The organism is Streptomyces sp. NPDC023541 (assembly GCF_055559995.1).
Genome location: NZ_JBVHJO010000030.1, coordinates 1 through 26,409, shown reverse-complemented (window position 1 = coordinate 26,409; position 26,409 = coordinate 1). Strand labels below are relative to the sequence as shown.

The 26,409-nt window shown below is 69.3% G+C and carries 24 protein-coding genes and 6 pseudogenes; 13 read left to right on the top strand and 17 right to left on the bottom strand.

Annotation, left to right across the window (positions count from 1 at the left end; translation table 11 throughout):
• Positions 1–221: 221 nt before the first annotated feature.
• Positions 222–632, bottom strand: a complete 411-nt coding sequence (locus tag ACZ3X1_RS36195) for a hypothetical protein (protein WP_390080495.1) — start codon at positions 630–632, stop codon at positions 222–224.
• A gap of 632 nt (positions 633–1,264) precedes the next feature.
• Positions 1,265–1,642: pseudogene (locus tag ACZ3X1_RS36190) on the bottom strand (transposase); the annotation flags it as partial.
• On the opposite strand from ACZ3X1_RS36190, the gene ACZ3X1_RS36185 reads away from it, so the two are divergent.
• Both ACZ3X1_RS36185 and ACZ3X1_RS36180 read left to right on the top strand, forming a co-directional pair.
• A complete protein-coding gene (locus ACZ3X1_RS36185; protein WP_467283688.1) occupies positions 1,614–2,945 on the top strand; it encodes an nSTAND1 domain-containing NTPase in 1,332 nt (443 codons plus the stop codon). The pseudogene ACZ3X1_RS36190 and the gene ACZ3X1_RS36185 overlap by 29 nt on opposite strands.
• 18 nt (positions 2,946–2,963) lie before the next feature.
• Positions 2,964–3,781, top strand: a protein-coding gene (locus tag ACZ3X1_RS36180) for an IS5 family transposase (protein WP_467283650.1) whose coding sequence is annotated in 2 segments (ribosomal slippage) — positions 2,964–3,312 and positions 3,312–3,781 — 819 coding nt in all. Because the reading frame shifts where the segments join, the coding sequence is not laid out codon by codon here.
• 45 nt (positions 3,782–3,826) lie between these two features.
• Here the strand turns inward: ACZ3X1_RS36180 and ACZ3X1_RS36175 are convergent.
• From ACZ3X1_RS36175 to ACZ3X1_RS36160, 4 genes and pseudogenes are all read right to left on the bottom strand, one after another.
• Complete coding sequence (locus ACZ3X1_RS36175; protein ID WP_467283649.1) at positions 3,827–4,171, bottom strand: hypothetical protein; 345 nt, start codon at positions 4,169–4,171, stop codon at positions 3,827–3,829.
• A gap of 552 nt (positions 4,172–4,723) precedes the next feature.
• Complete coding sequence (locus ACZ3X1_RS36170) at positions 4,724–4,876, bottom strand: hypothetical protein (protein WP_467283647.1); 153 nt, start codon at positions 4,874–4,876, stop codon at positions 4,724–4,726.
• A gap of 311 nt (positions 4,877–5,187) precedes the next feature.
• Positions 5,188–6,177, bottom strand: coding sequence for an XRE family transcriptional regulator (locus ACZ3X1_RS36165; protein ID WP_467283686.1), 990 nt, complete (start codon positions 6,175–6,177; stop codon positions 5,188–5,190).
• A gap of 183 nt (positions 6,178–6,360) precedes the next feature.
• Positions 6,361–6,573, bottom strand: a pseudogene (locus tag ACZ3X1_RS36160) (helix-turn-helix domain-containing protein); the annotation flags it as partial.
• A 282-nt stretch (positions 6,574–6,855) separates the two neighbouring features.
• Between ACZ3X1_RS36160 and ACZ3X1_RS36155 the strand changes: the two are divergent.
• The 5 genes from ACZ3X1_RS36155 to ACZ3X1_RS36135 all read left to right on the top strand — a co-directional run bounded on the left by ACZ3X1_RS36155 (position 6,856) and on the right by ACZ3X1_RS36135 (position 12,253).
• Positions 6,856–8,085 (top strand): aminotransferase class III-fold pyridoxal phosphate-dependent enzyme, encoded by a 1,230-nt coding sequence (locus ACZ3X1_RS36155; RefSeq protein WP_467283645.1) that lies wholly within the window; start codon positions 6,856–6,858, stop codon positions 8,083–8,085.
• 62 nt (positions 8,086–8,147) lie between these two features.
• Positions 8,148–9,392 carry an SIR2 family protein gene (locus tag ACZ3X1_RS36150; RefSeq protein ID WP_467283643.1) on the top strand — a complete coding sequence of 415 codons (1,245 nt, stop codon included), beginning with the start codon at positions 8,148–8,150 and terminating at the stop codon, positions 9,390–9,392.
• An 87-nt stretch (positions 9,393–9,479) separates the two neighbouring features.
• A complete protein-coding gene (locus ACZ3X1_RS36145) occupies positions 9,480–10,802 on the top strand; it encodes a UDP-glucose dehydrogenase family protein (protein WP_467283641.1) in 1,323 nt (440 codons plus the stop codon).
• A 70-nt stretch (positions 10,803–10,872) separates the two neighbouring features.
• On the top strand, positions 10,873–11,340 hold the full coding sequence (locus tag ACZ3X1_RS36140) for a GNAT family N-acetyltransferase (protein WP_467283639.1): 468 nt from the start codon (positions 10,873–10,875) through the stop codon (positions 11,338–11,340).
• 70 nt (positions 11,341–11,410) lie between these two features.
• On the top strand, positions 11,411–12,253 hold the full coding sequence (locus tag ACZ3X1_RS36135; RefSeq protein WP_467283636.1) for an SDR family oxidoreductase: 843 nt from the start codon (positions 11,411–11,413) through the stop codon (positions 12,251–12,253).
• A 134-nt stretch (positions 12,254–12,387) separates the two neighbouring features.
• Here the strand turns inward: ACZ3X1_RS36135 and ACZ3X1_RS36130 are convergent, their stop codons facing one another.
• The 3 genes from ACZ3X1_RS36130 to ACZ3X1_RS36120 form a co-directional block, all read right to left on the bottom strand.
• Positions 12,388–12,654: a hypothetical protein gene (locus ACZ3X1_RS36130; RefSeq protein WP_467283634.1), complete on the bottom strand. Its 267-nt coding sequence runs from the start codon at positions 12,652–12,654 to the stop codon at positions 12,388–12,390.
• A gap of 5 nt (positions 12,655–12,659) precedes the next feature.
• Positions 12,660–13,289, bottom strand: coding sequence for a hypothetical protein (locus tag ACZ3X1_RS36125; protein ID WP_467283632.1), 630 nt, complete (start codon positions 13,287–13,289; stop codon positions 12,660–12,662).
• A 79-nt stretch (positions 13,290–13,368) separates the two neighbouring features.
• On the bottom strand, positions 13,369–14,610 hold the full coding sequence (locus tag ACZ3X1_RS36120) for a helix-turn-helix domain-containing protein (RefSeq protein ID WP_467283630.1): 1,242 nt from the start codon (positions 14,608–14,610) through the stop codon (positions 13,369–13,371).
• Between the two features lie 144 nt (positions 14,611–14,754).
• Between ACZ3X1_RS36120 and ACZ3X1_RS36115 the strand changes: the two genes are divergently transcribed.
• From ACZ3X1_RS36115 to ACZ3X1_RS36105, 3 genes and pseudogenes are all read left to right on the top strand, one after another.
• Positions 14,755–15,384, top strand: coding sequence for a hypothetical protein (locus ACZ3X1_RS36115; protein WP_467283628.1), 630 nt, complete (start codon positions 14,755–14,757; stop codon positions 15,382–15,384).
• A gap of 296 nt (positions 15,385–15,680) precedes the next feature.
• Positions 15,681–16,426 (top strand): annotated as a pseudogene (locus ACZ3X1_RS36110) (XRE family transcriptional regulator); the annotation flags it as partial.
• A gap of 53 nt (positions 16,427–16,479) precedes the next feature.
• Positions 16,480–16,563, top strand: a pseudogene (locus ACZ3X1_RS36105) (IS5/IS1182 family transposase); the annotation flags it as partial.
• A 2-nt stretch (positions 16,564–16,565) separates the two neighbouring features.
• On the opposite strand, the pseudogene ACZ3X1_RS36100 reads toward ACZ3X1_RS36105, so the two are convergent.
• The 3 genes and pseudogenes from ACZ3X1_RS36100 to ACZ3X1_RS36090 all read right to left on the bottom strand — a co-directional run.
• A pseudogene (locus ACZ3X1_RS36100) lies at positions 16,566–16,700 on the bottom strand (IS5/IS1182 family transposase); the annotation flags it as partial.
• 11 nt (positions 16,701–16,711) lie between these two features.
• Positions 16,712–17,227, bottom strand: coding sequence for an RICIN domain-containing protein (locus ACZ3X1_RS36095; RefSeq protein WP_467283684.1), 516 nt, complete (start codon positions 17,225–17,227; stop codon positions 16,712–16,714).
• A 330-nt stretch (positions 17,228–17,557) separates the two neighbouring features.
• Positions 17,558–18,589 (bottom strand): ATP-dependent DNA ligase, encoded by a 1,032-nt coding sequence (locus ACZ3X1_RS36090; protein ID WP_467283626.1) that lies wholly within the window; start codon positions 18,587–18,589, stop codon positions 17,558–17,560.
• 535 nt (positions 18,590–19,124) lie between these two features.
• On the opposite strand from ACZ3X1_RS36090, the gene ACZ3X1_RS36085 reads away from it, so the two are divergent.
• A complete protein-coding gene (locus ACZ3X1_RS36085; RefSeq protein WP_467283624.1) occupies positions 19,125–19,349 on the top strand; it encodes a hypothetical protein in 225 nt (74 codons plus the stop codon).
• A 31-nt stretch (positions 19,350–19,380) separates the two neighbouring features.
• Here ACZ3X1_RS36085 and ACZ3X1_RS36080 read toward each other — a convergent pair whose 3' ends face one another.
• The 4 genes from ACZ3X1_RS36080 to ACZ3X1_RS36065 all read right to left on the bottom strand — a co-directional run bounded on the left by ACZ3X1_RS36080 (position 19,381) and on the right by ACZ3X1_RS36065 (position 23,072).
• The gene (locus ACZ3X1_RS36080; protein ID WP_467283622.1) at positions 19,381–20,205 is read right to left on the bottom strand and encodes a helix-turn-helix domain-containing protein; all 825 of its coding nucleotides are present in this window, start codon (positions 20,203–20,205) and stop codon (positions 19,381–19,383) included.
• Between the two features lie 15 nt (positions 20,206–20,220).
• A complete protein-coding gene (locus ACZ3X1_RS36075; protein ID WP_467283620.1) occupies positions 20,221–20,508 on the bottom strand; it encodes a hypothetical protein in 288 nt (95 codons plus the stop codon).
• 607 nt (positions 20,509–21,115) lie between these two features.
• Positions 21,116–21,958, bottom strand: coding sequence for an IS5 family transposase (locus ACZ3X1_RS36070; RefSeq protein ID WP_467283618.1), 843 nt, complete (start codon positions 21,956–21,958; stop codon positions 21,116–21,118).
• 85 nt (positions 21,959–22,043) lie between these two features.
• Positions 22,044–23,072: a phosphotransferase family protein gene (locus ACZ3X1_RS36065; protein ID WP_467283616.1), complete on the bottom strand. Its 1,029-nt coding sequence runs from the start codon at positions 23,070–23,072 to the stop codon at positions 22,044–22,046.
• A 1,094-nt stretch (positions 23,073–24,166) separates the two neighbouring features.
• Here ACZ3X1_RS36065 and ACZ3X1_RS36060 point away from each other — a divergent pair.
• A pseudogene (locus ACZ3X1_RS36060) lies at positions 24,167–24,786 on the top strand (transposase).
• 22 nt (positions 24,787–24,808) lie between these two features.
• Here ACZ3X1_RS36060 and ACZ3X1_RS36055 read toward each other — a convergent pair.
• Positions 24,809–25,792: a BtrH N-terminal domain-containing protein gene (locus ACZ3X1_RS36055; protein WP_467283614.1), complete on the bottom strand. Its 984-nt coding sequence runs from the start codon at positions 25,790–25,792 to the stop codon at positions 24,809–24,811.
• A 360-nt stretch (positions 25,793–26,152) separates the two neighbouring features.
• On the opposite strand from ACZ3X1_RS36055, the gene ACZ3X1_RS36050 reads away from it, so the two are divergent.
• On the top strand, positions 26,153–26,409 hold a 257-nt coding region (locus ACZ3X1_RS36050; RefSeq protein WP_467283612.1), incomplete at its 3' end, for a hypothetical protein.

Below are 26,409 nucleotides of genomic sequence, written 5' to 3'. Positions count from 1 at the left end.
TAACCGAACCCTTCGCACGTCGCGCCGGGCGGGCCGCTTCCGCTGGGACTCGCAGTCGATCTCCACCGTGCCGATCGGGGAGAGGAACCCGAGCCGCACCGCGGCGTCGAAGTCGACCCGGCGGTCGCCGACTGCGCCTGAGTCTGCTTGAGGCATTCCCGTTGACGAGGACTCGGGGCCGGTAAGAGCCCGCAGCCGAGCAAGGCCGCGCAGAACTGGGCCTACGAGTACACCTGCCACCAGCGGTCCGCCTCAGCACGAGCCACTTCGGCGTCGTATTGACCCGCGTCGAAGTGGAGCTCCGGCGGGGGGTACGGCGCGGGGGTGTGCGGCGCCCATGGGACCTCCCAGTCCGACCACTGCACGATCTCCCCAAACCGCTGCACGACCAGGGTCAGGAAGCCGCAGCACCCGCCGGTGCACTCGGGTTCCCCCAGCTCCAGGCGTCGGGCCTCTCCGGTGGCCCGGAGAGGGCTGGGCCGCCCCGCCGGCAGCACATCGGCGGCGTACGGGCCGCGGCCGCCCTCGTCGACTGCCTCTTCGACGATGTCCTCGCCGTTGACCCACAACCCCACCTGAGCCGCGAACCGGGGTCCCGGCGGCAACACCCTGATCTCCAAGCGATCGAACATCAGACCACCCTAACCGTGGTCAAGAGCGGTCCGGCCGGATGAGAACCGGGCGGGCTGTTCGAGCACCAGGGCCGTCACATCTGTCTCCACCCGGGCTTGCGAAGCCTTCCCGTAGATCGGTGGACGGCCCTGGGGCGCTTGGTGGTGGCGTCGGGCGGGTGTCGAGACGACGTCTATCCGTAAGCGGGCATGCGATGCCTCCACGGAGATCGTGCGGGTCTCGGCGCCTCCCCGTCCTCCGCCACTGTGATGATTGTTGGCGCCCGCGGGCGCCGGACGGATGCCTTCTCATCACCCGGCCCTTGATGCCTTTGCCCAGAGGGACAGCGTTCGGCGCCTTCGAGTGTCAACATCCATCGCCTTGATCACTCGTTGGTGTTGGCGGTGCGAGCCCGCGCCACGGTGACCTCTCGTTACGCCCGAGCCGCTTCGAGCTCCCGCATAGACCGAGGCCCGTGGAGCGAGCTGGTGCCACGAACGGCTACTGAGGTGGCGGACCGACCCTCGGGTCGAGTCCTGGGATTAGGTCGCTGCGTGGTCCCGCATGAGCTCGTGACCAGTACAAACACCCGATCATTGGGAGGGGAAAGAACTTGATCTACTGCGGCATCGACTGGGCGGAACGCACGCACGGTCATGGCGAGGTGAATCATGGCTTCGGATCGGTTGGGCAGGGTTTCGTAGTCGCGGGCCAGGCGGCGGTGGAGCATGAGCCAGCCGTAGGTCCGCTCGACCGCCCATCGCTTCGGGATCGGGGTGAAGCCCCTGGTACCGGGCTTGCGGGCGGTGATCTCCATATCGATGCCGAGGGTCGCGGCGTGCTCGACGAGGTGCTGGCGGTAGCCTCCGTCGACCCAAGCCTTCCGGATCCCGGGGTGGCCGACGGCGACCTGGTCCAAGAGTTCGGTGCCGACGACGGAGTCCTGCACGCTCGCCGCCGTGACCAGGACGGCGAGGAGGAGTTCGAGCGCGTCGGTGACGATGCTCCGCTTCCGGCCCACGATCCTCTTTCTGTTGCGCCCCGGGCGGGATCTGGCGGCCGGGATGGAGCACGCGGGGCTGCCGGAAGCCGGTAGCAAGGGGGTCGCCAACGCCGTGACCCGCAGGCTCGCGGCAGAGCCAGGGCATCAGCGCGTCGTCCTCGTCATCGACCAGTTCGAGGAGCTCCTCACCCAACCGGATTGCAGCCTCGCCGCCGACGCCCTCACGACGGCGATTGCCTCGCCTGCTGCACTGAGCGTGATCCTTGTCATGCGCGACGATTTCTACTCACAGCTCGCCGCGGTCGCCCCCAAGTTGCTGGAGGCGGCGACGCCAGGCCTGCTCAACGTGCCGGGCACACTGAGCAGGGACGACCTGCACGACATCATCGAGCTCCCGGCCCACAACGTGGGCGCCCGCTTCGAAAGCGGTCTTCCCGAGCGGATCATCACCGATGTGCTGGCGGCCGCCCCGCCAGGGACGGGAAGCGGGAGGGCGCCGGTCACCGGGCTGCCCTTGCTGGAACTGACGCTGAAGAGGCTGTGGGAACGGCGCCACGACGGATCCCTCACCCACGACGCGTACCGGCGCATCGGCGGTGTGACCGGGAGCCTGACCACATGGTGCGACACCGCGCTCAATCAGATGCCGCAGGACCACCAGCCCATCGCCCAGCGCATCCTGACCTCGCTCGTGCGCCCCGACGCCCCCGCCCACAACGTCCCCGCCATACGTGCGCCGGTCCGCCTGAGGGACCTGTACGACATGGCGGCCGGCCCCTACGATGCGCAAGGCGGGGGGGCGCCGGTCCAAGCCGAGGCCGTCCACACGGTCCTCGCCGCGCTGACCCAGCGCCGCATCATCATCACTCGCACACCGGAGGGACCTGCGGCCGAGCCTGTTGCCGAGCTCATCCACGACGCGCTGATCCGGGACTGGGGCACGTTGCGCAAGTGGATCGCCCAGGACCGCCGGTTCCAGGAGTGGTTCGTACGAGCCCGAGAGCAGCAGACCCGCTGGGCCGATGGGAAGAGCGAGGAGGACCTACTCACGGGCGCAGCGCTGGCAGAGGGGCTCGACTGGTCCAAGGAGCGGCGGCTGCCGGCCGACATCACCGAATTCCTCACGGCTGGCAAGCACCGCCAGCAGGCCGCCATCCGCCGCAGTCAGCGGCTCAACGCGATTCTGGCCAGCCTGCTGGCCATGGCCCTCCTCGCAGGGGCAGGTGCCCTGTGGCAGTGGCGCACGGCCGAGACGCGACGGCAGACCGCCCTCTCACGCCAACTCGCAGGCCAGTCCGACACCCTCTTTAGAGCGTGTCCTATGTGGTGAGGCGTCGTTGGTCTCGGTATGGGGCGGGGTACGTGGAGTTGGATTGTTCCGGACGGGTTGTGGGAGATCGCGGAGCCGTTGATCCCGCCGTCGAGGGTGTGGCCGCAGGGCGGTGGAACGCAGGACACGCCTGATGAGACGCTGTTCGCGGCGATCATCTATGTGCTGGTCAGCGGGTGTGCCTGGCGGGCTCTGCCGCCCTGCTTCGGGATATCGAAGTCGACGGCACACCGCAGGTTCCTGATCTGGTCGAGGGCCGGCGTCTGGGGCCGGCTGCACGAGGAGATCCTGCACCGGCTCGAAGACGCGGGCCTCCTCGATCTCTCCCGAGCGGTCCTCGGCTCCGCTCATGTCCGGGCTAAAAAAGGGGCGAACTCACAGGTCCGAGCCCCGTGGACTGGGGCAAGCCGGGTTCCAAGATGCGCGTCTTGTCGGGCGCGAACGGGCTGCCCCTCGTCGTCGGCGTCTCAGCCGCCAACACCCACGACAGCCAGGCCTTGAAGCCGATGGTGCTCGGTCACCAAACGAGACACGACCCCCACCGCGGCCGCTACTTCAAGCCCCAACGCTTGCACGCAGACAAGGCATACGACATACCTGAACTGCGAAAATGGCTGCACGGCAAACGTATCGGCGTCCGCATCGCCCGCAAAGGAATCGAGTCCTCCGAGCGGCTCGGCCGCCGTCGGTGGGTGATCGAGCGGACCATGTCATGGCTGACCGGCTACCGCCGGCTCAACCACCGCTACGAGCGTCCTCCCCGCAACTACCTGGCCTTCCTCGGCTTCGCCGCCGCCATCTGCTGCTACAAACGCCTCGTCCGCCTCACCACATAGGACACGGTCTTAGCGGTCTCGCCTCAGGAATACGCCACGGGGCCTTCAGCCTGCAGACCGCTGTTGGATCTCGTTGCGCGTTCCGGGGGCGCCGATGATGAGCCGTGAAGTTGTGGGTTGGCCGGGCACCTGCGCGACGGCGGTCTGCCCGCGGCTCTGCCGGGGGGCTCGTCCTTGGCCCGCGGTGTACTCGATCACCATGGCGTTCTTGCCGCACAGCAGGGACGCCCAGGTGTTCGTGCCACCGGCACCGGAGGCGCTGTTGTAGGGGCCCCCAGGGAAGGTGGTGCTGCCCTCGTCGCCTGGGGGCCACTCCGACGAGAGCGCGATCTTCTCCTCCTTGGCGTCGTGCGTCGCTGTTGCGACGATTCCGCAGGAGTCGTTTTTCACGTATGCGATGAGGCGGCCCTGCTCGTACTGGACCTCGGAGAGAATCCTTACCGCTCCGCCTATTTCGGCCAGCGGGTCATCCGCGATCGAGATCGGCTCCAGGTCTGATAGTGGTACACGCCGGTCATCGTTCGAAGGGGAATCAGCTCGGGAGCCTGACTCGCCATCGCACGCCGTGAGCAGTAACAGGAATGCAGCCCCAACGACTAGAGTTGTCCCAATTCGAGCCATCGGGGCTGCACCTTACTCATGTAGCAATGACAGGAACTTCTTGACGACGTCCACTGATTGAAGCAGACGCCTACGGGCTTGTACGCCCAGACCCTCTTGCCCGTGGGCAGGCCGCCGCCCACGCCGGCGTGGGCGTCACCCTCGAAGACGTCGTAGAGAGGGGAAGGCCTGCACGGTCCCCCACTTGCCTTCCGGCACCTCGTAGCGCGTCTCGTTCTTGACCTCGTAGCTGCTGGTGACGCTCCAGCCCATGCCGGCCGAGATGTACTTCAGGTCGACGCTGATCTCCTTGGTGACGGTGGCGGCGATGCTCTTGTCGACCTAGAGGACCAGCGCGGTCTTCCCCTGACCGCTCGTCTGCTGGATCAGCTCGGTCCCGCAGGACTGGGCGATCCAGTGCGCGTTCTTGATCGTGTAAAAGTCCGCGGTACCTGCCGGCCCCGGGGTGACAGGAGAGGCGGACTCGACCGACATCGTGCTGGCGTCGGCGGGAACCGCGTTCCTCTTGACGACGGTATTCGGGCCCGGCGTGAAGAACTTGCCTTCCGCCGAGACAGCGCTGGCAGGGACGCCTAACGGGGCCCCACTGGCGGCGTAGGAGACTCCCGACCCCAGCGTCGCAGCCCTTCACGGCTTATTCATGCCCGTGCTCTGCCCTGATTGAGCACTATGGCCGCCGCTTGGCGGAACGGGAACGCCCGCCTGTGTCCTTCGCCCCTCGAAGGCGGACAGCCCTATGACGGACGATTCGCGGACCAACGATCAGATGATCTGAACGAAACGGCCTAGCTGTGGAGGACTCCGGTACGGGCGGCGATGCCTCGGAGCTCGGGTGTGGTGCGCCCGGAGAGCAGCAGGCCGGAGACGAGGGATTTCACGGCTGGGCGGGCGTGGGTTTCCTGAGGGGCCCAGTATTCGGCCTGGAGGAGGGCGCGGATGCATTCGTCTCGTCGGCCCCACTGAGCGAACGCCTTCGCGCGGTCGGTGAAGTAGAGCGCGCGCCGCTCCGTGGTGGGGAGGACTTGGGGGGCGAGAGCATCGGCGGCGGCGATGGCTGCAGAAGGGTCACCGGCGGTGTTCTCCGCTGAGATCAGGTGGAGCTGCACGGTTGCCCAGCTGAAGCCGCCGTTGGTGTCCCGAAGGTGGGTGACTGCGCCGAGGCTCTTGGCGATGGCGGTGGCCTCGCTGGTCAGCTCGCGCATGCCGGTTTGATCGCGTTGGTGGGCGACGGTGTAGGCGGCACACTGGACCAGTAGACCTCGCTGTGCGATCCCTGCGTTTCCGAGTTCGCGCAGAGCCGGGTCGTCGGCGGCGTTGAGAGCGAGGGTCAGGGCCTGGTCGTGCCATCCCGCCTTGCGGGCGAGGACGGCCTGCTGGCGGGCCGCCTCTGCGACGGCCATGGGCGCTCCGCCGGCGGCCGCGAACTGCCGGGCGCGGTCGGCTGCCATCCAGCCGAGTTGCGGCTCGTCGAGCTTGATGAGGATTCGCGTCGCGAGGAGGTAGGCCTGCGCAAGCACGGGGAAGGTGCCACTGGCGCTGGTGGACTGGTGCCCGGCGGAGATCAGGCGTGGGAGCCGTAGGGCGAGACTGGAGTACGCGCAGTCGTCGAAGTAGGCCGAGGCGCGGTGCATTTCCGCCGCGAGGAGGTCCAGGGGTGCGTCGGGGGCTGTGCGGCCGAGTCCCAGCATTGCGTCGCGCAGCCCGGCGACGAGCGTCTCGCCGAGTCGCGCTTCCTCGGTCTTGGTCGAGGCGGCGCCAGCGACAGGGGCTCCCATTGCGGCGGCCGCGGTGACAGCGAGGTTCGCTAGCAGTTGCCTTCGCGTGCGCACCGGGTCCTCTCTGTCTTCGCGGCCTGGGCTTCCCAGAGTAGGGGTGGGCAGGCTGGGATACGGGCCAGTTGGCTGACTCGGGTCCGGTTGGGCGCCTGTGGTCGGTGCGAGGCCGAGGGCCTGCGGTGGAATGTCGAGCACCCGGGCGAACCTCTGGAGCACAGAGAGGTCGGTCATGGCGGATTTTCCGCGCTCTAAGCGGGATACCTGGGCGGCCGAGTAGCCAGTCAGCGACCCGAGCTTGGCCAGAGTCATGCCGCGGGCTCTACGCGTTCTGCGAACCACCTCGCCGGGTGCGGCCCTCGCCGTGGGTGTCACCTGTGGCTTTCGAACTGCATCCATAACCCCGTCCTGGTGTAGCCAGGCTGCGTGGCCCCCCGCAGAGCGGGGGCTCGGCACGCGGCCGTCCGAACTTGCACGAGATGCAAACTCCTTGCAGCCCTATGGCTACGGACTGTTTTACCGCGTCCTGGTGCGGTGGTCTTGGACTTGCGGCGGTCCACCACCGCCGCGCACCCCACCCACCCAATGAGCACTCCCGAGAAGGGACTCTCCGTGGATCGGTACTTGCAGCGTCGCGAACGTCTGCTGACGTCGTCCAGGCCTTTGCCGGACTTCGATGTCGTGGGATCGAACGGCCCCTGGCTGCACCGCGCCGACGGCCGCCGGATCCTCGACGGATCGAGCGGCCTCCTCTGCGTGAACGTCGGGCAGGGCAGTCGGGCGGTCTTCTCCCGCGTCGAGCGGCAGTTCTCCCGCTACTCGTTCGGCGGGGCCGCCGTCGTCCGGCCCGAGATCCAGCTGGAGCTGATGGACCGGCTGTGCCGCGCGGTGGGCCGGCCGAAGGACTCCGTCGCGCTGACCACGTGCGGGACGCTCGGCGTGGAGGTCGCGGTGGGCCTGGCGCGGAACATCGTGCGCATCCGCGACGGGAAGCGGCGCGGAGACATCCTGACGTCCAACCTGTCCTACCACGGCAACAGCATGTTCACCCTCGGGGTCGCAGGCAACCAGATCCGCAACCCCCGCCCTGAAGACCGGTACGGTCTCGGCCCCGCCTTCCCCGCTCCCTACCCGCCGACACACGGCCACGCCCATGAAGGGCACGGCTGCGATGCCTCCTGTGCCGACGAGGTCGCGCATGCGATCGACAGCAGGGGCGCGGAGAACATCGCCGCGGTCCTGATCGAGCCGATCAACGGGACCACGGGCGGCGCCTTCATGCCGCCGGATGGTTACCTGCGGCGGGTGGCGGAGATCTGCCGGGAGCGGAACGTCCTGGTCATCCACGACGAGGTCCTCACCGGGCTGTGGCGCACCGGCACGCCTCTGGCGAGTCATCACTGGGACGGGTGCGAACCCGACCTGGTCATCCTGTCCAAGGGCCTTGGGGCCGGCTACACCGCCGTCGGCGCGGTGCTGGTGTCGCCGCAGATCGCCCCGCTGCTGTGGCACAAGGACGCGGACCCGCTGCCCGCGATGGGCACCATGGCCACCCATCCCCTCATGGCGGCGGCCTGCCTGGGGGTCCTGGACGAGCTGGAGTCCGTGGACTTCGGCGCCTTCACGGCTCGCGGAGAGCGTCTGGGAACGTCGCTGCGGTCCCTTGCCTCCTGGGCGCCGGTCCGGGATGTCCGTGGCGTCGGCCACCTGTACGGGGTGGAGGTCGCGCCCGGCCTGCTCTGGCCCCTCATGCAGGAGTGCGAGCGGCGCGGCGTCTTCTTCTACCCGTTCACCGGAGCCGGCGACCCGCGCAGCGAGGGCCTGGTCGTCGCGCCCCCGCTGAACTCCAGCGATGAGGACATCGACTTCCTGACCAGCGCGCTCACCGACGCGGTGGCCGCTTTCAGCTAGCCCTCCCGCCGCTCCTCTCCCAAAGGGGCGGACCGTTTTGACCCAGAGATCGAGGACACGACATGCAGTTTCCCGTCACGGTCATCGACCAGCTCGACGAGGCCCAGCTCCGCAAGTGGCACGACTTCTACGGCGTGACCGCCGACCGCCCCCGGTTCGAGGAGGAGGGCATCTGGCGGCGCACCCAGCAGGAGGAGACCGCCGCCAACTCCGGCTGGACCGGCGAGGGTGACGCGCGCCGCCGTATCGTCCACTACTGGCACCAGTACGGGCTCGTGGACACCACCGCGGCGCCGGCGCTCGCCATGACGCAGATGTACCTCTACCACTCGGTGACGGCGCCGCGGGCCGAGATCGAGGAGGCGTGGGAGCAGAACCACGCCATGCTGTCCGAGGGCGGCTGGAAGCACGTCGGGCCGGGCCGCTTCGAGCTGGGTGACCTTCGCGTCCACATGATCCGCGTTGAGTTGCACCCGGAGGACCTGCGGGCGGGCCGCAAGCTTCCGGCGGACTACGAGGTCATCGACACGACGTTCACCTCGCTCAACACCTTCCCGCCGCGGACGATCCGCCGCCGGCCCTGGGAGGTCCTGGCACATGGGGTCCGAGTCAAGGACACCCTCGGGCAGCCGGTCTACGCCGACAACCTCGCGCAACTGACCGACTTCCTGCCGTTCCAGGTCGAGGTCGGCTGCGGCGTCTCCTACGAGGCCGGGATCCCGCCGCTGCACCGGCTCCACGAGATCTACCACGTCAACGAGATCGAGGACGAGCTGCTCGGCAAGGGCTTCACGTTCGTCCTCGCCCCGGGCCGGGACCCTCTGCTCACGGAGATGTTCCTCCAGACCGAGGAGAAGGTCAGCGAGCTCTCGGAGATGTACCGGGCGTGCTTCGACGCCGAGGTGACCCCGGCTCTGCACGCGCTCAAGCGCATGGAAGAGGCCGGTCACCTGGTCGGCCCGTTCATCACGAACAACTTCGACGGATTGGGCGCGCGCGCCGGGTTCGAGGAGCAGTTCATGCGCCGCTACGACCAGCGGATCCCGCCGGTCACCTTCCACCCCGACGCGAAGGCCCTGGTCGTGATCGGGCTGCACGCCGACCGGCGGTGGGTGGCCAAGCGGGCCCGCGCGGCCGGACTGAAGGTGTTCCTCGTCGACCCGGAGGGATTCCCCCGTCCGGACGGCACGTGGTTCGACTACCCGCTGGAGGCGCCGCAGACCGGTGACGTGGTCGTTCGGCAGACGGCCGCCGCCGCGATCAGCGAGCTGGAGCGACTGCTGAGCCTCGACGCAGACAACACGTGAACTTCGGGCCGGGGAACGGCGCTAGCCTCTGGGCTGCTGTTCCCCGGCCCCCGTACGTACGGGCCCCTCAAGGATGAGAGTCAAGGAATGCGCATCTCAGTAATCGGCTGCGGACACCTCGGAATCCCGCACGCGGCCGCGATGGCCGAACTGGGTCACGAGGTCCTCGGTGTGGACGTCGACCAAGCCAAGGTCGACAGCCTGAACTCCGGCCACTGCCCCATCTACGAGACGGGACTCCCCGAGCTGCTCGCCCGCCACACGGGAAGCGGGCGCCTGCGGTTCACGACCGACATCCGGGAGGCTGCCGAGTTCGCCGAGATGCACTTCATCGGCGTCGGTACGCCGATCGACGCGGACGGCCGCTCCTACGACACCGGACAGGTCTTCGGCGCCATCCGCCAGCTCGCCCCCCACCTCGACCGGCCGTGCACGATCGTCGGCAAGAGCACCGTGACCGTCGGTACCACCGCTCAGGTCACGGCTCTCGCCCAGCGCCTTGCCCCGGCTGGCCAGCGTGTCGAGGTCGTGTGGAATCCCGAATTCTTGCGCGAGGGCCACGCGGTGGAGGACACGCTCCGCCCGGACCGCCTCATTGCCGGCGTCACCAGCGCCGAGGGGGAGAAAGCGCTCCGTGCCGTGTACGCGCCGATCCTGGACGCCGGCATCCCGATCTTCGTCACCGACCCGCAGACCGCCGAACTCGCCAAGGGCGCCGCGAACACCTTCCTCGGCCTGAAGATCAGCTACATCAACGCCGTCGCCGACATGTGCCAAGCCGCCGGCGGCGACGTCTCCCAGATCGTGGAAATCCTCGGCATCGACCCGCGGATCGGGTCCGGCGGCATGAGGCCCGGCATCGGCTACGGGGGCGGCTGCCTACCCAAGGACGTCCGCGCCTTCACCGCCTCCGCCCGCCAGCTCGGCGCCGAACAGGCCGCCACCCTCCTGCGCGCAGCCGAGAAGATCAACGAGAGCCGCACCGACGTCGCCATGGACCTCATCCGCGCGGCTCTGGGCGACCGTCCCGTCCGGGGGACCCGAGTCACCGTGTGGGGCGCCGCGTTCAAGCCCGGCACCAACGACGTACGTGAGTCCCCGGCCCTCGCCCTCGCCCACGCCCTCCAGCAGGCGGGCGGCAACGTCACCGTTCACGACCCGCAGGCTGTGGCCTCCGCCATGACCCGCAACCCGGAGCTGGAGTACACCGACGACCTGTCCGCCTCCGTCGACGGAGCCGACCTCGTCGTCCTGGCCACCGAATGGCCGGAGTACCGGCAGGCCGACCCCCACGCCCTCGTGAACCGTCCGGCCGGCCCCCTGCTCGTCGACTGCCGCACCACCCTCGACCCCGAGCCCTGGCGCACGGCCGGCTGGACTGTCCACCAGCTCGGACGACCCGGCAAGTAGAACCGGCGGTCCCCGAGGATGAGGCCCGCATCCCGTCATCAACGCCCTCAAAAGCCGGAGGTGCCCAGCCATGACGAGTGACGACGTCCTTCTTCGTCGCGCCGACGACTCCGACGCACGCCCCGCGGCCGACCTGTGGCTGCGTTCCTTCGCCGCCGCACTGCCGACCGTGCGCTGCGCCCACAACGAAGCCGACGTACGCGACTGGTTCGCCCGCGTGCTCGTGCCCCAGTACGAGACCTGGGTGGCGGTCACCGGCAGCAGCGTGGTGGGGCTCATGGTTCTCAACGGGCAGGAGCTGAAACAGCTCTACCTCGACCCCGCGTGGCGCGGGCGGGGCCTGGGCGACCGTTTCATGTCACTGGCCAAGAAGCGGCAGCCGGACGGACTGGCGTTGTGGACGTTCCAGGTCAACGAATCGGCCCACCGGTTCTACGAGCGCCACGGCTTCATCGCGGTCGAGCGAACGGATGGTCTGCGCAACGACGAGCGCGAGCCGGACGTCCGCTACGTCTGGCCTCCCCCACCAGCACGCTGACGATGAAGGCGGCCACCCGAAGTCGAGGGTGACCGCCTTCATCGTCGTGGAGCCGGTCTACGGTGTCGTGATGACAGTTCTGATCGTCGGCGGCAGCGGATTCCTCGGGACCGAGCTGGTCCGGCAGGCGAGAACAGCGGGGCACACGACCGTCGCGACGTACGCAACCAAGCCCGGTCCCGCCTCCCCGACCGCGTGGCGCCACCTTGATCTGCGGGACTCGGGACGCCTGGACGCCATCATGGCCGAGGTGCGCCCGCAGCTCGTCCTCAACGCGTCGAGCGGACTGGCCGACTGGGCGACCACGGCAGAGGGCCCCATCCGGCTCGCGATGGCCGCGGCGACGTACGGAACCCGCATGGTCCACGTCTCCAGCGACGCAGTGTTCTCCGGCGCGCGAGTCCACTACGACGAGTCCAGCCTCCCCGACCCCGTCACCCCCTACGGCGCGGCCAAAGCCGCGGCCGAGACCGGCGTCCTCGCCGTGCATCCGAAGGCCGCTGTCGCCCGGACATCGCTGATCATCGGTTACGGGCGGTCTGTCCACGAGAAATTGGTGCACGAACTCGCCGACGGCACGCGCGACGGTGCGCTGTTCACCGACGACATCCGTTGCCCCGTGCACGTCACCGACCTGGCTGCCGCCCTCCTGGAACTGGCGGCCACCGACGCAGCCGGCGTCCACCACCTCGCAGGCCCCGACTCTGTAAGCCGTCACGAGCTTGGCGTGCTCATCGCCGAGCGGGACGGACTCGATGCCTCCCGGCTGCCCACGGGCCTGCGGGCCGGCAGCACCCTTCCCGGCGCACTCGACGTACGCCTCGACAGCCGGGCAACCCAACGGACCCTGCACACCACACTGCGCGGTGCCCGGCAGTTCCTGAACCGCACTGGGCACCAGCCCAACCTGTAGCCCCATGGACGAGCGGCCAGGTCCGTGGTGAGGACCTGACCGCTCTGCTGTTCACGCAGGCGCGAGAAAAGGCGAACCTGCGGCGTACCAGACTGAGCCCCGCACGCTGGTGCAGATCAGGCAGCACGGGCGGCTCACGGGGCGGGCTGGTCGCCCCGGGTGAGAAGAACACAGGCCCTTATGGCGAGCCTGCGCTCCGTGCGGTCCGGCAGTCGCACCCAGAGGTAGGCGTTGGCCGCGTCCACGCCGTCCCAGCCGCTGCCGACTTGGACGACTTCCCCCTCGTAGATCGCGGGGGTGCGGTAGTCGCCCGGGGGAAGGGCTTCGGGTCCGCGCACCAGGTCTCCCACCTGGTACGGCGCGGACACTTTGGCGGGGCGGCGTCTGGTGCGGCCGGCCACCGCGGTCATCCCTGTGCGCGGGAGGCGATGGCGAGCTTGAGCACCAGGGCCAGGTGCGGCCGTACTGCGGCGGCGTGAGGGAGCGGGAGGTCGTCGTCCGGGGCGGTGTCCCAGCGGATGCCATGGGAAGGGGGCATCGCCACCCAGCTCTGCGGTCCCGAGCGGACGTCGACCTGGGGGCAGTCGGCGAGGAGGGTGCCGGTGCTGGCTTCGACAAGCAGGGTCGCCGTGGTGTGCCCGGCGGTCAGGCAAGGGATGTGGAGGTTCGTCGCGTCGGCGCGGAGCATGACGCCCATGCCGATGGCGTGCGCGACGACCAGGGCATCGAACCGCGTGCAGGCGATGATTACTCCGGCACCGGGGGCGGCCTCGAACGCCGCGGTGACGTCACCGCTCTCCAGCGGCACAACGGCGTCCCCGACCGGGTGGGCGCCCGGGGTGACGCAGGGCATCGCCTCGGGGCTGCCCTGGCAGGTGCAGCCGGAGCCGGTGCGCTGACGGTGCCCGATCGCGACGGGCCAGCCGAGCCGCCGGTAGGCGGCGGCGCTCTCGATGGTGTCGCGGCCGTGCAGGATGTGCAGGGTGTCGCCCATGTCGCCCCCCGTGCCCGGTTGGGAACCGTAGGTGATGGTCACGGCATGAGGCTCCCCCTCAACCAGAAGGGCGACCCACAGGATTTCTGTAAGCCGCCCAACTGGCATATGCGCTTCGATGTCAGGACACGAGTTCCATCCCGCGCACCAGCCCCGACAGGGCGACGGCCTGCGACGGGACGCCCCGGCGGACCATGTCGCCGACCAGCTCCCTGGCCATCGGGTGCGCGTGGACGTAGTGCGGGGCGCGCTGCGCCGCGGCCCGCAGGGTGACCACGGCGTCGCCGGAGCGGCCCATGCGGTGCATGGCCCGCGCCTCGTCGATCCGGTAGTGGGTGATGCGCTCCCGGCTCGGCATCGCGGCGACGTCGACGTCATCGACGAACGACAGTCCGGTGTCGGGGGCGTCAACCTCGACACCGGCCTCGGTGGTGTGCACCAGGACGTTCGCCCGCGAGAACACGGTCTGCCACCGCAGATCGTGATGGCCTTCCGGAAGACGCTCGGAGACCTCCAGCGCACGACCGGCCTGGCTCCAGGCCCCCTCCGCGTCGCCGGCCCGTGCGCAGGCCACGACCTGACGCAGCACCAGAGCGCCTTCCAGCACAAGGGCGTCGGTGTCCCCCGTCGCCGAGATCGTCTCCAGATCGCGCAGGGCGGCGTCGGCGACCGCCTGCGTCTCGCGGGCCGAGCCCTGGTGGAGCAGGGCGCCGCACCGGTCCCAGGCGACGGCGGCCTTCACGATCGGGTCGTCCAGCTGGGTCGCGGCCCCGGCAGCGACTTCCGCCGCCACCCACGCCAGATCGGGCAGCCCGGTCTGGTTGAGGGTCTGGCGGGCGTTGCGGGCCGCGTCGACCAGCAGGCGCAGGGCCTCGTCCCACTCGGCGGTGCCGCGCTCGTGCATCAGGATCGTGGTGTTCAGGTCCTCCAACAGAGCGGGCAGGAGGCCTGCGACCGCAGGGAGGTTCGCGCCCTGGCGGTGCCGGTTGGTGGCGGCGGCCTGGTCCCGGACCCGCTGGACATCGGCGGCCGGCCCGGACGGCACGAGACCGGGGTGGCCGGAGAGGATCAGCGAGGACCGGCGCAGCGCCGCGCGGAGCGCGGGCACGTGCGGGACGGCGGAGCCCTGCTCGCGGCGCAGGCGGTAAGGCTGTCCGAGGAGCCAGACGACGTCGACCTCGCAGACCGTGGCCACGGCCGTGATCAGCGAGTACCGGTCCAGCGGGAGACGGCCGGCCTCGACGTCCTCGGCCCAGCGCTCCGAGCGGCCCACCAGCCCGGCCATCTCCGCCTGCGTCAGGCCTGCCGCGATCCGGGCCACACGCACGCGCGCCCCGATGCCAGTGTCAGGGGAATGGGTCATGACGGCACCTCTCCGGTCTGGACTCCTCAACCGGACGGTACTCCCCCCGAGCGACCTGCGGATACGCCAACTGCCCAACAGGGACGGCCTGTAGATTCGCATGATGCGCCGCGCACTGTCAGTGGCAAGCCTGAGAATCAGCGGATGGCAGACGAACCGACGGCGTATGTATCCGAGAGCCTCGCCGTCTCCTTACGCGCGTACCTGTCCGAGACCGGCTTCGCCTTCGCCGGCGTGACCGCCATGGAGGCGACCCCGGCCATCACCCGCGCGGTCGCGGACTGGGCGCAGGCCTCGGGCTGGAAGTGCCGTTGGGAGGCGCCGATGCGCTACATCGACCCGCCACGTCCGATGGATATGGGTTGCCGGAGGGTGTGGCGGCCGTCGTGGTCCGCTTACCTCGACCTCCGGCTGCTGCGTGAGGACGGTCCCCCGATCGCGGTGGAGATCGATCGTGAGGACATCGGCACCGCCGTGGACAAGCTCCGCGACGAGGCGTTGCGCGGGCGTCCCGCGCTGTGGATCCGATGGCACGGAGCGGCGCGGGCCGAACTCCCGGCCGGCGTCGCCCGTCTGCGTCTGCCGACGCGCGCGACGCGCTCCCCCATCCGGTACTCCCTTGCCGCCGTCGGCGACACGGCAGCGATCACCTGTGGTGAGCCCGTTTCCCCGGAGGCCCGAGAGGACGCGCTCGTCCGGGACCGGGAGCGGATCGCGGAAGAGAAGCGCGTCGCCGCCCTCCGCCCGTCCTACCCTCCTGTGATCCGCTGCTGACGCACGGCACGATGGCGGGCTGATCGGCTGGTTAGCCTCGGGTTCGGGCCGCTTCTCGGACGGCCGACCACGCCACGTACGGGATGCCACCGAGCAGCCCGGCCGCGACGGCGGCCGATGCCCACATAGCGACCGTCGCCGATTCCCTGACGGGAGCGGTGGTGTCGAGCCCGACGAGGACTCCCGCCCAGAACGCTGCGGACACGGATGCGACGCCGCCACCGACGCCGAGAGCCCGCATCAGGCAGCACGCCGGGTTGCCTCGTACGCGACCGGATTCACGGTGTTCCAGCTCGACCGACTACATGTCGATGGGCGCGGCCGACATTCAGCGCCGCGTCGCGGGCGAGCTGGTCGTCATTCAGCAGCAGCTCGATACGCCCCGGCTGTGGTCGGCGGCGGCCCGGCTGATGACCCTGTACGCCAAGACGTTCCCCGGATCGGACGGCAATGCTGCGGTGCGCTGGTACCGGATGTCCGCGAGTGCCGCCGACGAGTCGGGTGATGCGGGCGCGCGGGTGTGGGTGCGGGGACGGGCCGCCATCGCCCTCGGGTACGAGGGGGCCTCGCTCGGCGTCGCCGACGTCCTCGCCGACCAGGCCCTGGCCATCAGCGACCGCCCCTCACTCGGCCTGCTCAACGCCATCTACGGCAAAGCCCACGCCGCCGCCCTCCGCGGCGACCACCAGGCCGCCCGCGCCCTCGATACCCAGGGCCGCCGCGTCTTCGACGCGGCCGGCTCCCACGAGCAGACCTCGGACTACGCGGTGCCCTGGTGGCGGCTCAACCTGTTCCGCTCCCTGCTCCTCGCCCGCCTCGGCGACGAGAAAGCCGCGACCCAGGCGCAGGACCAGGCCCTTGCCGAGCTGCCCGCGAGCCTGCCGCGCTTCGCCACCCACCTCGAACTCCACCGAGGCCTGATGCTCGCCAGATCCGGCGACAGGGCGGGCGGCATCGCGCACGCCACCACCGCCATGGACGCCTGCCACCCGAGAAACACAGCCTCACCCTGCGGATGCTCGTCAACGAGATCCAGGCCTGAACAGCAGCCCTAAAGGGTGTTGCAGAAGGCTCGGTTCGGGGCATTTTGCCTGTATGGGTGGGGTGTTGCGGGCTGAGCCGGTGTGGGTGGAGACGTTCACCGGCTTGCGGATGGATCAGTTCGCCAGACTGGTCAAGGGGCCTGCGCCCGTGTAGGCACGGTCGGCGAGGACGGGGACACCCTGGCGTTCGCAGATCCGGATCATCCGGTGGGTACGGGCCGCGGTGAGGTCATGGGTGCGGTCCGGCGGGGCGGGCGAGATCCACAGCAGGTTAGGCGAACTGTCTAGAACCGAGGCACCAGGCGCCACTGTTCGTGATAGCCAGGAGCAGTGCAGTAGGCCTGGACAATTGGCTGACCATGCGCCAAGCTCGCATTTTTCACATTGAGACAATGCCCCGAATGCTTAGCCATTACTTTATAGTTCGCGCCCACCCGTGGCATATATTGCCCATCGGAATTACGCTCATACCCCGGCCCTCCATAGAATCCCCAAGCTTGGTTGTCGCCGCTGCCGCAATTAGCTTGCACGACAGACGCCCCATGGGCCTTACTACCCCCCTCCACATCCAGGCATTTATCAGAGTGCATGGCCCGGATCGCAAAGCGGTCGCCCCCCAAGGGAATCAGCTTCCATGCCTGATTGGGCGCACCCGTGCAATTACCTTGGACCACGCCCGCCCCATGATTCGTCTGCTGCCATGCGACATCTAGACACAGATCTGAATGCGCGACTCGAATCTCATAAAACGTATTATTCTCCGCCGGCGCGAACGGTTCTGCCCCTGCCGAGCCTCCCATGCTCCAGCAGAACGCGTTTACGGCTACGGCGCAGCAAGCGGCACGCCTATTCATTTTGGAACTGCAGAGTTTCATTTGGAATCATCCCCAACCAGGTCGGGGGCCCCGCAAGCTCGCAGCTTGCGGCGCACGGCCATAGTCGTCACCGAAACCCGGTAGGTTTGCAGGAACGCCAGTTCTTGAGACAGGCTGAGCAGCTGTCCTTCTTCAGCTTCCGCGCCCCATTCCTGTGACGCAACCCAGCCAAACCAGTTGAATTTCCAAGGGTTGCACGGGCAACAATTCCGGTCGCCTAGCCCCGCAACACCCTGCGGACCGTGCCGGATCCGGTCAGCCGACTGCGGCGGCCGGCCCCTCCCCGAACCGGGGAACATCCTCAACACCCACGTCCAGGCGCAGCCGCCGGAAACGCACTGGGTGGCGCCATACGCCGCCCCCGTCGGTCGAGCGGTCGGCGCTGATCTCGGCCACCAGGTCGGGGCGGACCAGGCGCACGTCCAGGACGTCGCGGCTTCCCCAGGTCGCGGCGAACGTGACGCCTTCCCAGGGGTGGCGGGGGTCGGCGGCCGTCAGGTGCTCGGCGACCAGGCGGGCCGCCTCCGTGCGCAGCGGGACGGTGCGGCCGACCGTGCGCAGCCGGCTGTCTGGGTCGTGGCGGCCGAGGACGAGGAGCTGGGGGCGGGTGAGGGCGCCGGTGATGGCGCCGATGACCGCCTCGGTGGTGTCCCGTCGGCGCACCTTGGTCCACGCCCCCCTATGCCCCGGCATGTAGCGGCTGGTCAGGGGTCTGCAGAGGATGCCCTCTACGCCGGACACGTCCGTCCACACCTCCAGCCACTCCCGGGCCGTGGCCGGGTCCGTGGTCATCGGGCACAGGGCCCATGGGGCCGTCAGGGCGTGGTCGGTGAACAGGGCCTCCAGGCGGGCGCGGCGCTCGACGTAGGGCAGGTGCAGCAGCTGTTGGCCGTCGGTCTGCAAGACGTCGAACGCCACGAAAAGGGCCGGCAGCTTCGCGGCCAGCGCGGGAGCGCTGCGGGTGCGGGCGGCGGCCCGCCGCTGCAACCCCTCGAACGACAGGGCGCCGGCCTCGCTGTCCCACACGAGCAGCTCGCCATCCAGGACCAGGCCGGCGGGGAGCTGCGCCCCGGCAGCCGCGACGAGATCGGGGAACGCGCCCTGGACCAGAGCACCGCGGCGGGTCTGGAGCAGCCCCCACCCACCCGGCCCGGCCGGGGTGAACACCAGCGCCCGGTACCCGTCGAACTTCTGCTCATACGCCACCCCCAAACCGAGCGGACGCACGGGCGGCATCACCTCGGCGGCCTGCCCCAACATCGGCTCCACCGGCGGATTCAAGGTCATCCTGGAGTCTCCCTTGCCGTCCTTCCTTCCAAGCATCCGCCGGGGCGGGCCCGGCCCGGCAGGCGTCCAGGGCGTCATCCATCCGAGGGGCGGGCGGGGCGGTCTGGCGAGCCGAGCCGCCATCGTGCGGCACGGTGGCGGCATCCGCCGAGCTCCCCACCTGCTTCTAGGACTTGGCGGAGGCAAGGCAGGCGAGGGCGCTCTGGAGACGGCAGACTGCGTCCTCGGCTTCCGCATACTGCTGAGGGGTCGGGGCAACGGCGCCGAAGGTGTGACTGCCTTCGGCAGGCAGGGCGCGCCAGGTCACCGGCCCCGCCCCGCACGCCGAGTCGGCGCCGCCAGCTGCCGATGAGCGGGCACCGCGGCCTCCGCCGCCGCCGACTGGCCAGGGGCCACAGCGGCCGCGGTGGTAGTGGAGCGGGACGGGCCGCCGTCGGGGAGACACGAACCCGGGACACGGGCGCGGGTACCGGCGTGTCGTCGGACGCTGCGGTGGTGACCGTTGGCCGCGGTACGGCGTTTCTCCGGTATGGACATGGATGACGAAGATTTCCTCGGCGTGCTCCTGGACGCCGTCACCGACACCCGGCTGAAGCTCCTCACCAGCGACGAAGCCAGAGCGGTCATGATGCTGCTCGGCGCCCTGGAAGAAGAGACCCCCTCCATCGAGGTACGCGCAGCCGCGGGTGAAATGCGCTTCCGCCTCGGCTCACGCCTCGCCCAGCCCACCTCAGCCGCCGGGCCGCTCCCGACGGCCTGAAGCGCATAACTGGCGGACGCGGTTCATCGCCTCATGCCGCCGGCGGCCGCAGCCTGCGAGGACGCTCGACGATGCGAACCTCGCGAGGGCGCTGCTCGCGTAGAAGGTCCCGCAAGATTTCCTCTCCCTGCAGACGTGCCGCCCGGCCGGGCCCGCGGTCCAGGTCTGCCAGGCGGACGGCCCCAAGACTGGCGGAGCGCTCCGGGCGCACGGCGTCCCTCCTGAAGGCCACTACCGCGTCCTCCCAGCGCTGTGTCCCGGGCAGGGGGCGGGGAGTAGCGGTGACCCGGTCGTAGGCGTCCGCCCAGCGCTCCACGAAGTGCGGCCTGATCCCACAAGCGGTCAGGAAGGCGACACACTGCTGTCGGCTGGCCGGGAGCGCCTGACGGTTCACGATCCGCCAGGCCGTGCTGACCGGCAGCAGATGCGCCCCGCCCGCCAGTTCCCGCAAGCGGCGCAGCGGCAGTCCGCCGGCCTTCTCGTAGAAGTAGACCAGCGCCTCGCTCAACGCCCCCAGCGAGGTGATCAGCTCCGGAGATGCGGGGCGACGCAGTTCCTGCAGGCGGCCCCGCTCGATGATACGGGCCTCCTTCCACAGAGCCTTGAGCTCCATCATCGACAGCTCCACCAGCAGGCCCTCATATGCATGGCATGCCTCCGCGATCGCGGTGACGATTTCCCAGGAGGGAACGCGCCGCCCCGAAAGTGCGCGCTTGAGCGTGGTCGCCGGCACCGTGGTGCGTACCGCGAGCTCGTCATAGGACAGCCCCGCCGCGGAGCGCAGCTCGCGCAGCGCGGCGGCCAGGGACCCGCGGCTCGGGACGGTCTGGTCGACGGGGAGTTCAGGTCGTCCCATGACCCCAGTTCCCCTCTACCGGCCGGCCTGGAGCGCGGCGCGGGCGGCCGCGGCCACCGCGCCCCGGCCGCCCGGCGTGACCGCGACGACCAGGACCATGGCGATCAAGCCCGCCCCGCCCAGCAACCGGAAGATCTCCCCCGTCGCCATCCCCCGCAGGCTCAGCACCACCGCCACGACGAACACCACCGGCACCACGACACTGATCACGACCGCCTGCGGCATCGTCAGCCCCGCGGCCGCCCGCCCGCCCGTGTCTCGCTGCGCCAGGCCCGAGCGGGCCGGCTCCGGATGTACTCCCATGACATCTCCTGCCCGGGACACCAGCTACCCGGCGCCCCTGAAGTAGTGGGACGGGAGGGCGCGGGACAGCGCCCTCCCGTTATCGGTGACTCCGCGCCAAGTGGCGCTCCCCCAGGGGCGATTGGCGTCGCCTCGCCGGGGACCACAAGCATGACAGACAGTCACAGACACCCGGAGCCCACAAGCCCACGACCACATCCCATAAGGGTGGAATGTCCTTTCATTCGTCCACTGGTGTCCCCGCCGCGCAAGTTACACACGTAAGCACCCTCGGAACGCTCTGACCTGCACAAACCTCCCTCTCCCTCCCCAGAGCCGCGGCGCCCCTCCCCACCGCTCCCCCAACAGGCCCCCTGCAGCGCCCACCCAACCCGCACGACCGCACCCATTCGTCCAACCCCGTCCAAAGGAAACTTGCCTCCCGTGACCGCGGCAGGGCACCGTGGGGCGCACACCGACCGGGCAACCGGCGGAACCCTGAAGTAGGTGACTCCGCAGCAGGGACACACGCAGCACCGCGTTGGCGCGCGAGTGCCGCACACGTCAGGGCCGACCCGCACACCGGGCCGGCCCTGACGCCTTAGGGGTCGCGCGGATAGGCGCACGGTCATGGTCTGCGGTTCGGTCGTTCGTCCCAGCGGTGAGTGGTCCATGCCCGCCGGATCAGGCTACGCACGGTGATGATCGTGTCGGCGAGGTCGAAGAATGCGTCGATGACGGTGGTGCGCCGCTCGTAGCAGCGGGCGAGGCGGTAGAAGGCGTTCTGCCAGGCATGGGTGCGCTCTACGTGCCAACGTCGACTGGCCTGGATCGGTGCTTTCTCGCCCTTGTGCGCGATGCGGCCGTGGAAGCCGCGTTCGTTGAGCAGCGCGCGGGTCTTGTCGGAGTCGTAGCCGGCGTCCAGGTGCACGGTGATGTCTTCAGGCAACGGGCCGAGGTCGTCCAGGCGGTCCAGGGTGGGGGCGAGCAGTGGGGAGTCGTGGCGGTTGGCACCGGCCAGAACACGCCCCAGGGGAATGCCGTATCCGTCTGTGATGCCCGAGCGTTTGAGGCCCTGTTTGCCGCGGTCGACCGGTGAGCGTCCGGCGGCCTCGCCACCTCCAGGAGCCTTGGTGATGGAGCCGTCGACGGCGATCTGGTCGAGGACGAGGCCGACGATCCGGTCGTAGGATTCCATCGCGATCTGCTTGAGCCGGGCGAAGACGCCCAGTTGTATCCACTCGTCGCGGCGGTTGCGGATCGTGGTGGCCGAGCAGGCCGTGTCGGCGATCGCCTCGTAAGAACAGCCGAAGCGCAGCAGTTGCAGGAGCTTGTCGAAGATGACCCGGTCGCTGATGCGTCGGCGGTGGCAGCCGAGCGGATGGTCCGGGCGGAACTCCGGCCGCTCGGGCAACAAGGCCGCGAATTGGTCCCAAAGCGGTTTGGTCAGCCATGATGGCAGCGCAGGCACAGGTCTCCCAGTGATCACGGGGCGTCGCAACTCCATGGCTTGTGGTTCGAGGCCACGTCGTAGGCCAGGCTGCGGGCCGGCGCCCTTACGGCCTTTGCAGGGGCAGTGGTTGAAGCGCGGGCCATCGGGTGAGCATGGCTCCCTTGATGGCAGCGGCGAGTTGTCCAAGGCCGTTGAGCTCACTTCCATCAGCGGCCATCTGGCTGACGATTCCGAGACGGTGGACGAGTCGCTGCCGGGCCGTTGCCGTGCCCCATTTCCAGTCCCGGTTCGGGATCTCGGCCAAGTGGTCGACGGTTCCACGTTCGGCTCGCTGGACCAGTGCGTCGCCTCGTAGCAGCCAGGCAGCACATGCATCGGTGAGATCGTTTTGGGCATCGGTGCCCGTCGCGTCGCGCCATGTCGCGCGATAGGCGGTCTCCGCTGCGTGCAGCAGGGACTGTGTCGGGGCCGTGACGCACCAGCAGGTCGGGAAACCGATGCGCAGGTAGGCGAGTTCCACGAGCCCATTGCCCAGCGCGGCCTGCTCGAAGTCGATGAACCTAACTCCGCTGCTGGTGTGCATGTCGTTGCCGGGACAGGGGTCGCCATGCAGCAGGGCATGGCCCTGTGTGCCAGCCAGGCGGTTTACCAGGTCGTCCAGCTCAGCTCGGACTCCGGTCGGAACCGCGACGCCGAGCGCCCCGGCAAGTTCGAGGAAGGAGTCGATGTCGCCTTGGGCTGGGCCGGACCAGCCGGGGAGTGTGCCTGTGTCGTCGGTGCTGGTGGCCGCATGGAGTCTGGCCAGTGCCGCGGCGTAGTCAACCACCCAGCCCTCGCGGGGCGGCTGGTGATCCAAGTGCTCAAGGACCAGGACACGTTCGTCCGGATCGGTGGCGAGAAGCATCGGCACCACGGGCGGGTCAACCCGGGACGCGAGCTTCAGCGCCGCCACTTCGCGGGCATACCTCTCAGCCGCCTCCGGAGCGTCGATGAGCTGCTTGACCACCACGGGTGTGCCGGACAGCTCGGCCCGCCATACCCGAGATCGCGGGCTGCTTCCCAGTCGGCGAGCCCGACGAGGTGAACCTAGCTCGGACCGAAGCTCGTCCCCGAATGGCAGTCGTGACCACATGGACTCATGCTCGCACGCACGCATGCGCGCGATCTGCGGTTTACGCCAGGGCATTGCTCCGCCTATCCGCGTGGCCTCTTAAGTGGCCTTGGCCAAGCACGGACGGCCAGGCATTGAAGGAGGGCCTCGAGGCCCTCCTGGCTCCGTAAGTCGACTCGCGGAGGGCCGCTGATCGATTAGCGGATCTACACAGCCCTGGACACGCCAGATCGATGGTGACCATGGCATACGCGACAATCGAGCCGGCCTCGGTGCGGCGCCGGGCAGCAGGCCCGGCTCAGGACGCTCGGGGTCACCCCGGCGCGGGTCGTACGGGCCCGCAAGGCGCCCACGAAGGGCGCCGCGACCTTTTCCACGCCGGCGCGGAAGCGTTCCACAAGGGCATCCAGGCCCGCGCGCAATACCCGGAACAGGAGGGTGGCGGTACCACCCCGGACAGGTCCCACGGTGAGCGCTCCGGACGGGGCCGGGAAGCACCACACCGGGGTATGGATCGCCAACCAGCACCAGCGCCGTAACCGACTGGGCCAATCACCCCGACCGTCAGTCACCGCCTGGTGATTGCCCCGCAACCACCCTCACCTGTTCCAGAAAACTGGAACGGAGCGCCGTCGGCGGGCCGTCCCTCTAGGGCCAGCGGGACTGACAGAACTGAAATCCGTGATTGGGTTCACGGGGGCGGTAGCCGTGGCCCGATGGCGGGTACTCTCCGCCGGACCCGGAAGCGGGCCCCGCGCCCGCGACGTCCCGGTGCGGGAGCCGCCACCGTCACCGCGTACGCCCCGCGCCCCTGATCGGCGCGGCCTGTTGCCGATGGGCGGGGACCGCGGCTTCCGTCGCAGCCTGCTGTCCGGGGGCCACAGCGGGCGTGGTGGTGGAACGGGAGCGGGCCGCCGTCGAGGAGACACGGACCCGAGACGCGGGCGCGGCCGTCTCCGAGGGCGGTGTCGTCAGGGAGTTCAAGGTCGCGCACACGAGGTGGGCGACCTCGGCGGCACCCGAGGCCTCCTTGAAAGACACCTCATGCAGTTACTGAGGATTTCGGGTTGTCGTCGGGGAGCGACGGTTCATGATCCCTGCGGTATGCCGGTGGTATGCGTTATCCGGAGGGTGGGGGCCTGACCGCTGAGCGTCGGGCGTTTCGTGAAGGCATCCGGCTTCAGGCCGGCGTGCGGTTCGCGGCGGGTGAGAAGACCGCGGTGATCGCCAAGGATCTGCGGGTGAGTGTGCGGTCGGTGGAACGCTGGCCGTGCCTGGCGCGAGGGCGGCATGGAGGCCCTGTGTTCCGCAGGTCCGGCCAATCTCATCCACCGGCCCCGCACCCATCTCCTGCTCAAGGGTGCACGCAAGAGCTTCTCCTGGAAGGACTACCGCGACCTACTGGTACGGGCACACATCCAGCTCGGCGGCCCGATCGTGGTGGTCTGGGACAATCTCAACACCCACCTGGCCAGCAGCAGGGCTGAAACGGTATGAGGCCGAACACGACTGACTCACCACCGTCCGGCTCCCTCCGTATGCACCCGATCTGAACCCCGTCGAGGCCGTCTGGTCACTCGTGCGCAGAGCGATGGCCAACACCGCCTTCGACACACCCGACGACCTCGACCGCAAACTCCGCCGCGAGTTACGCAGGATCCAGCTCCGGCCCCACCTGATCGACGGCTGCCTCACCGCCACCGACCTGACCATCGACCCACCGACCCCACCCTGAAAACCTCAGTAACAAAGCACTACTAGAGCATGGTGAGTGCCTTCATCGCATCGCGCTCGATACGCGCGAGTTCACTGAGTACGGACCCGGCCCGCACGAGCTGGTTCGCGTCACCGGATGTGCCTGCTGCTGCGATGAGTGTGGCCACTTCTGTCCAGAGGGCGGCGGCCTCGGTGAACAGGCTGTGGCCAGTGCGCAGGTGGTTGCTGTCGATCAGTTGGGCGCACTCGGCGAGGAAGTCCCGGTAGAGGTTGCGGAAGAGGGCGCCGCCGGTGCCGGCCCTCTCCATGAGGATTGCGGTCTGCGGCAGGTCCTCGAGCGGGTTGTCGCTGCGCTGAAGCCATTTCGGCACTTGCTCGGCTGCCTTCGCGATGCCCCGGTGGCCCAGGTTCGCGATGGGCGGGTGCAGGAAGGCGTCGGCGCAGGTCGTGATCGCGGGGATGATCCGCTCTTGGGGTGGCGTCAGGCCGCGGGGCGCCGTGATGGTGAAGGAGCGGTTCCTGGCGGTCATGGGGCCGCGCTCGGCCCTGGCCCTGGCCAGGCTGGCGAGACTGGTCGAGACGGCTCCGCCCTGCGGGGCGGTGTCCTGCAGGTAGGCGTCCTGTTCGTCATAACCGAACATGGCCACGACGTGCCCGCCGAAATGCACCTTGGTGCTGAAGTAGTCCAGGTGGTAGCTGTCGAGCTGCAGGCCGACCGGCCGACCGGCGTCGATGGGTGCCGCCACGTTCTGCCACGCCTTGCGCGGGGAGGTGGTCTCCCCGACCAGAAGCTCAAGTCCGAGCATGGCAGTCACGTTCCTGGTGAGCTCGAACGGCTTGACCCGGCCGCCCAGGAAGGGAAAGCCTACGCTTTTGCTGTCCCAGTAGAGGAAGGACAACCCGGAGCCGAGCCCGAACAGCATGGGTTCGGACAAGTCAAGTCCCTCATGTCGCAGCAGCATGCCCAGTGCCGTGGTCTCACAGTGCTGCATACCGCGAACATCGATGTCTTTCACCATGGCCATGCCGCACATTCTCCTCCTCACCGGGCGACCCCACGCACTCAAGTGCAACGGACGAGATGCGTCAGCTCCCGGCCGGGCGGGGCCTCAAGGGCGGCTGCCGTGTGGAGGGGCTCGGGAGCTTCTGCCGTCCGCCGGTGCGGGACAGCTCGCAGCCCTCCTCGAACATCGGGCGGGCCGGCGGCGGGGCCGGGGACCCGTCGTAGGCGCCGCCCACGGGTCGTCGGCCAGTACCCGGGCACCCGCCGCGGGTGCAGGACCCGCAGGGAAAACGGCGACCGCCGAGAGTCGCCGCCGGGGAGCGGTGGCCTCGGTGACGGCAGCGACGGCCTGGTCCACGCCAGTCCCTGCACGGTGGGGGTCGTGAGGATCCAGGTGACATCGACCCCGGCGGCATCGAGACGTGCCATCGCGGCGGCGATGTCCGGCCACGCCGGGCCCTCGGCCTTGATGCGCGCCATTGTTCGCGGTGACGGCCTGGTGGACCCCGCCCGTCATCCGGCCCATCTGCGGCAGAAAGGTGCCGAGGTGAACGTCGGCCCGCTGCAGGCCGACGAGCTGCCGGGCCATCTGCGGCCAGTCCGCGCCCTGCATCAGCACGGCCAGGATCGTCGCCATGG

Bases quoted from the DNA above. Each gene is read 5' to 3' on its own strand.
- ACZ3X1_RS36195 (WP_390080495.1), bottom strand. From the start codon at position 632: ATGTTCGATCGCTTGGAGATCAGGGTGTTGCCGCCGGGACCCCGGTTC.
- ACZ3X1_RS36185 (WP_467283688.1), top strand. From the start codon at position 1,614: ATGCTCCGCTTCCGGCCCACGATCCTCTTTCTGTTGCGCCCCGGGCGG.
- ACZ3X1_RS36170 (WP_467283647.1), bottom strand. From the start codon at position 4,876: ATGTCGGTCGAGTCCGCCTCTCCTGTCACCCCGGGGCCGGCAGGTACC.
- ACZ3X1_RS36165 (WP_467283686.1), bottom strand. From the start codon at position 6,177: ATGGGAGCCCCTGTCGCTGGCGCCGCCTCGACCAAGACCGAGGAAGCG.
- ACZ3X1_RS36150 (WP_467283643.1), top strand. From the start codon at position 8,148: ATGCAGTTTCCCGTCACGGTCATCGACCAGCTCGACGAGGCCCAGCTC.
- ACZ3X1_RS36145 (WP_467283641.1), top strand. From the start codon at position 9,480: ATGCGCATCTCAGTAATCGGCTGCGGACACCTCGGAATCCCGCACGCG.
- ACZ3X1_RS36140 (WP_467283639.1), top strand. From the start codon at position 10,873: ATGACGAGTGACGACGTCCTTCTTCGTCGCGCCGACGACTCCGACGCA.
- ACZ3X1_RS36135 (WP_467283636.1), top strand. From the start codon at position 11,411: ATGACAGTTCTGATCGTCGGCGGCAGCGGATTCCTCGGGACCGAGCTG.
- ACZ3X1_RS36120 (WP_467283630.1), bottom strand. From the start codon at position 14,610: ATGACCCATTCCCCTGACACTGGCATCGGGGCGCGCGTGCGTGTGGCC.
- ACZ3X1_RS36115 (WP_467283628.1), top strand. From the start codon at position 14,755: ATGGCAGACGAACCGACGGCGTATGTATCCGAGAGCCTCGCCGTCTCC.
- ACZ3X1_RS36095 (WP_467283684.1), bottom strand. From the start codon at position 17,227: ATGGGAGGCTCGGCAGGGGCAGAACCGTTCGCGCCGGCGGAGAATAAT.
- ACZ3X1_RS36090 (WP_467283626.1), bottom strand. From the start codon at position 18,589: ATGACCTTGAATCCGCCGGTGGAGCCGATGTTGGGGCAGGCCGCCGAG.
- ACZ3X1_RS36085 (WP_467283624.1), top strand. From the start codon at position 19,125: ATGGATGACGAAGATTTCCTCGGCGTGCTCCTGGACGCCGTCACCGAC.
- ACZ3X1_RS36080 (WP_467283622.1), bottom strand. From the start codon at position 20,205: ATGGGACGACCTGAACTCCCCGTCGACCAGACCGTCCCGAGCCGCGGG.
- ACZ3X1_RS36075 (WP_467283620.1), bottom strand. From the start codon at position 20,508: ATGGGAGTACATCCGGAGCCGGCCCGCTCGGGCCTGGCGCAGCGAGAC.
- ACZ3X1_RS36065 (WP_467283616.1), bottom strand. From the start codon at position 23,072: ATGTGGTCACGACTGCCATTCGGGGACGAGCTTCGGTCCGAGCTAGGT.
- ACZ3X1_RS36055 (WP_467283614.1), bottom strand. From the start codon at position 25,792: ATGGCCATGGTGAAAGACATCGATGTTCGCGGTATGCAGCACTGTGAG.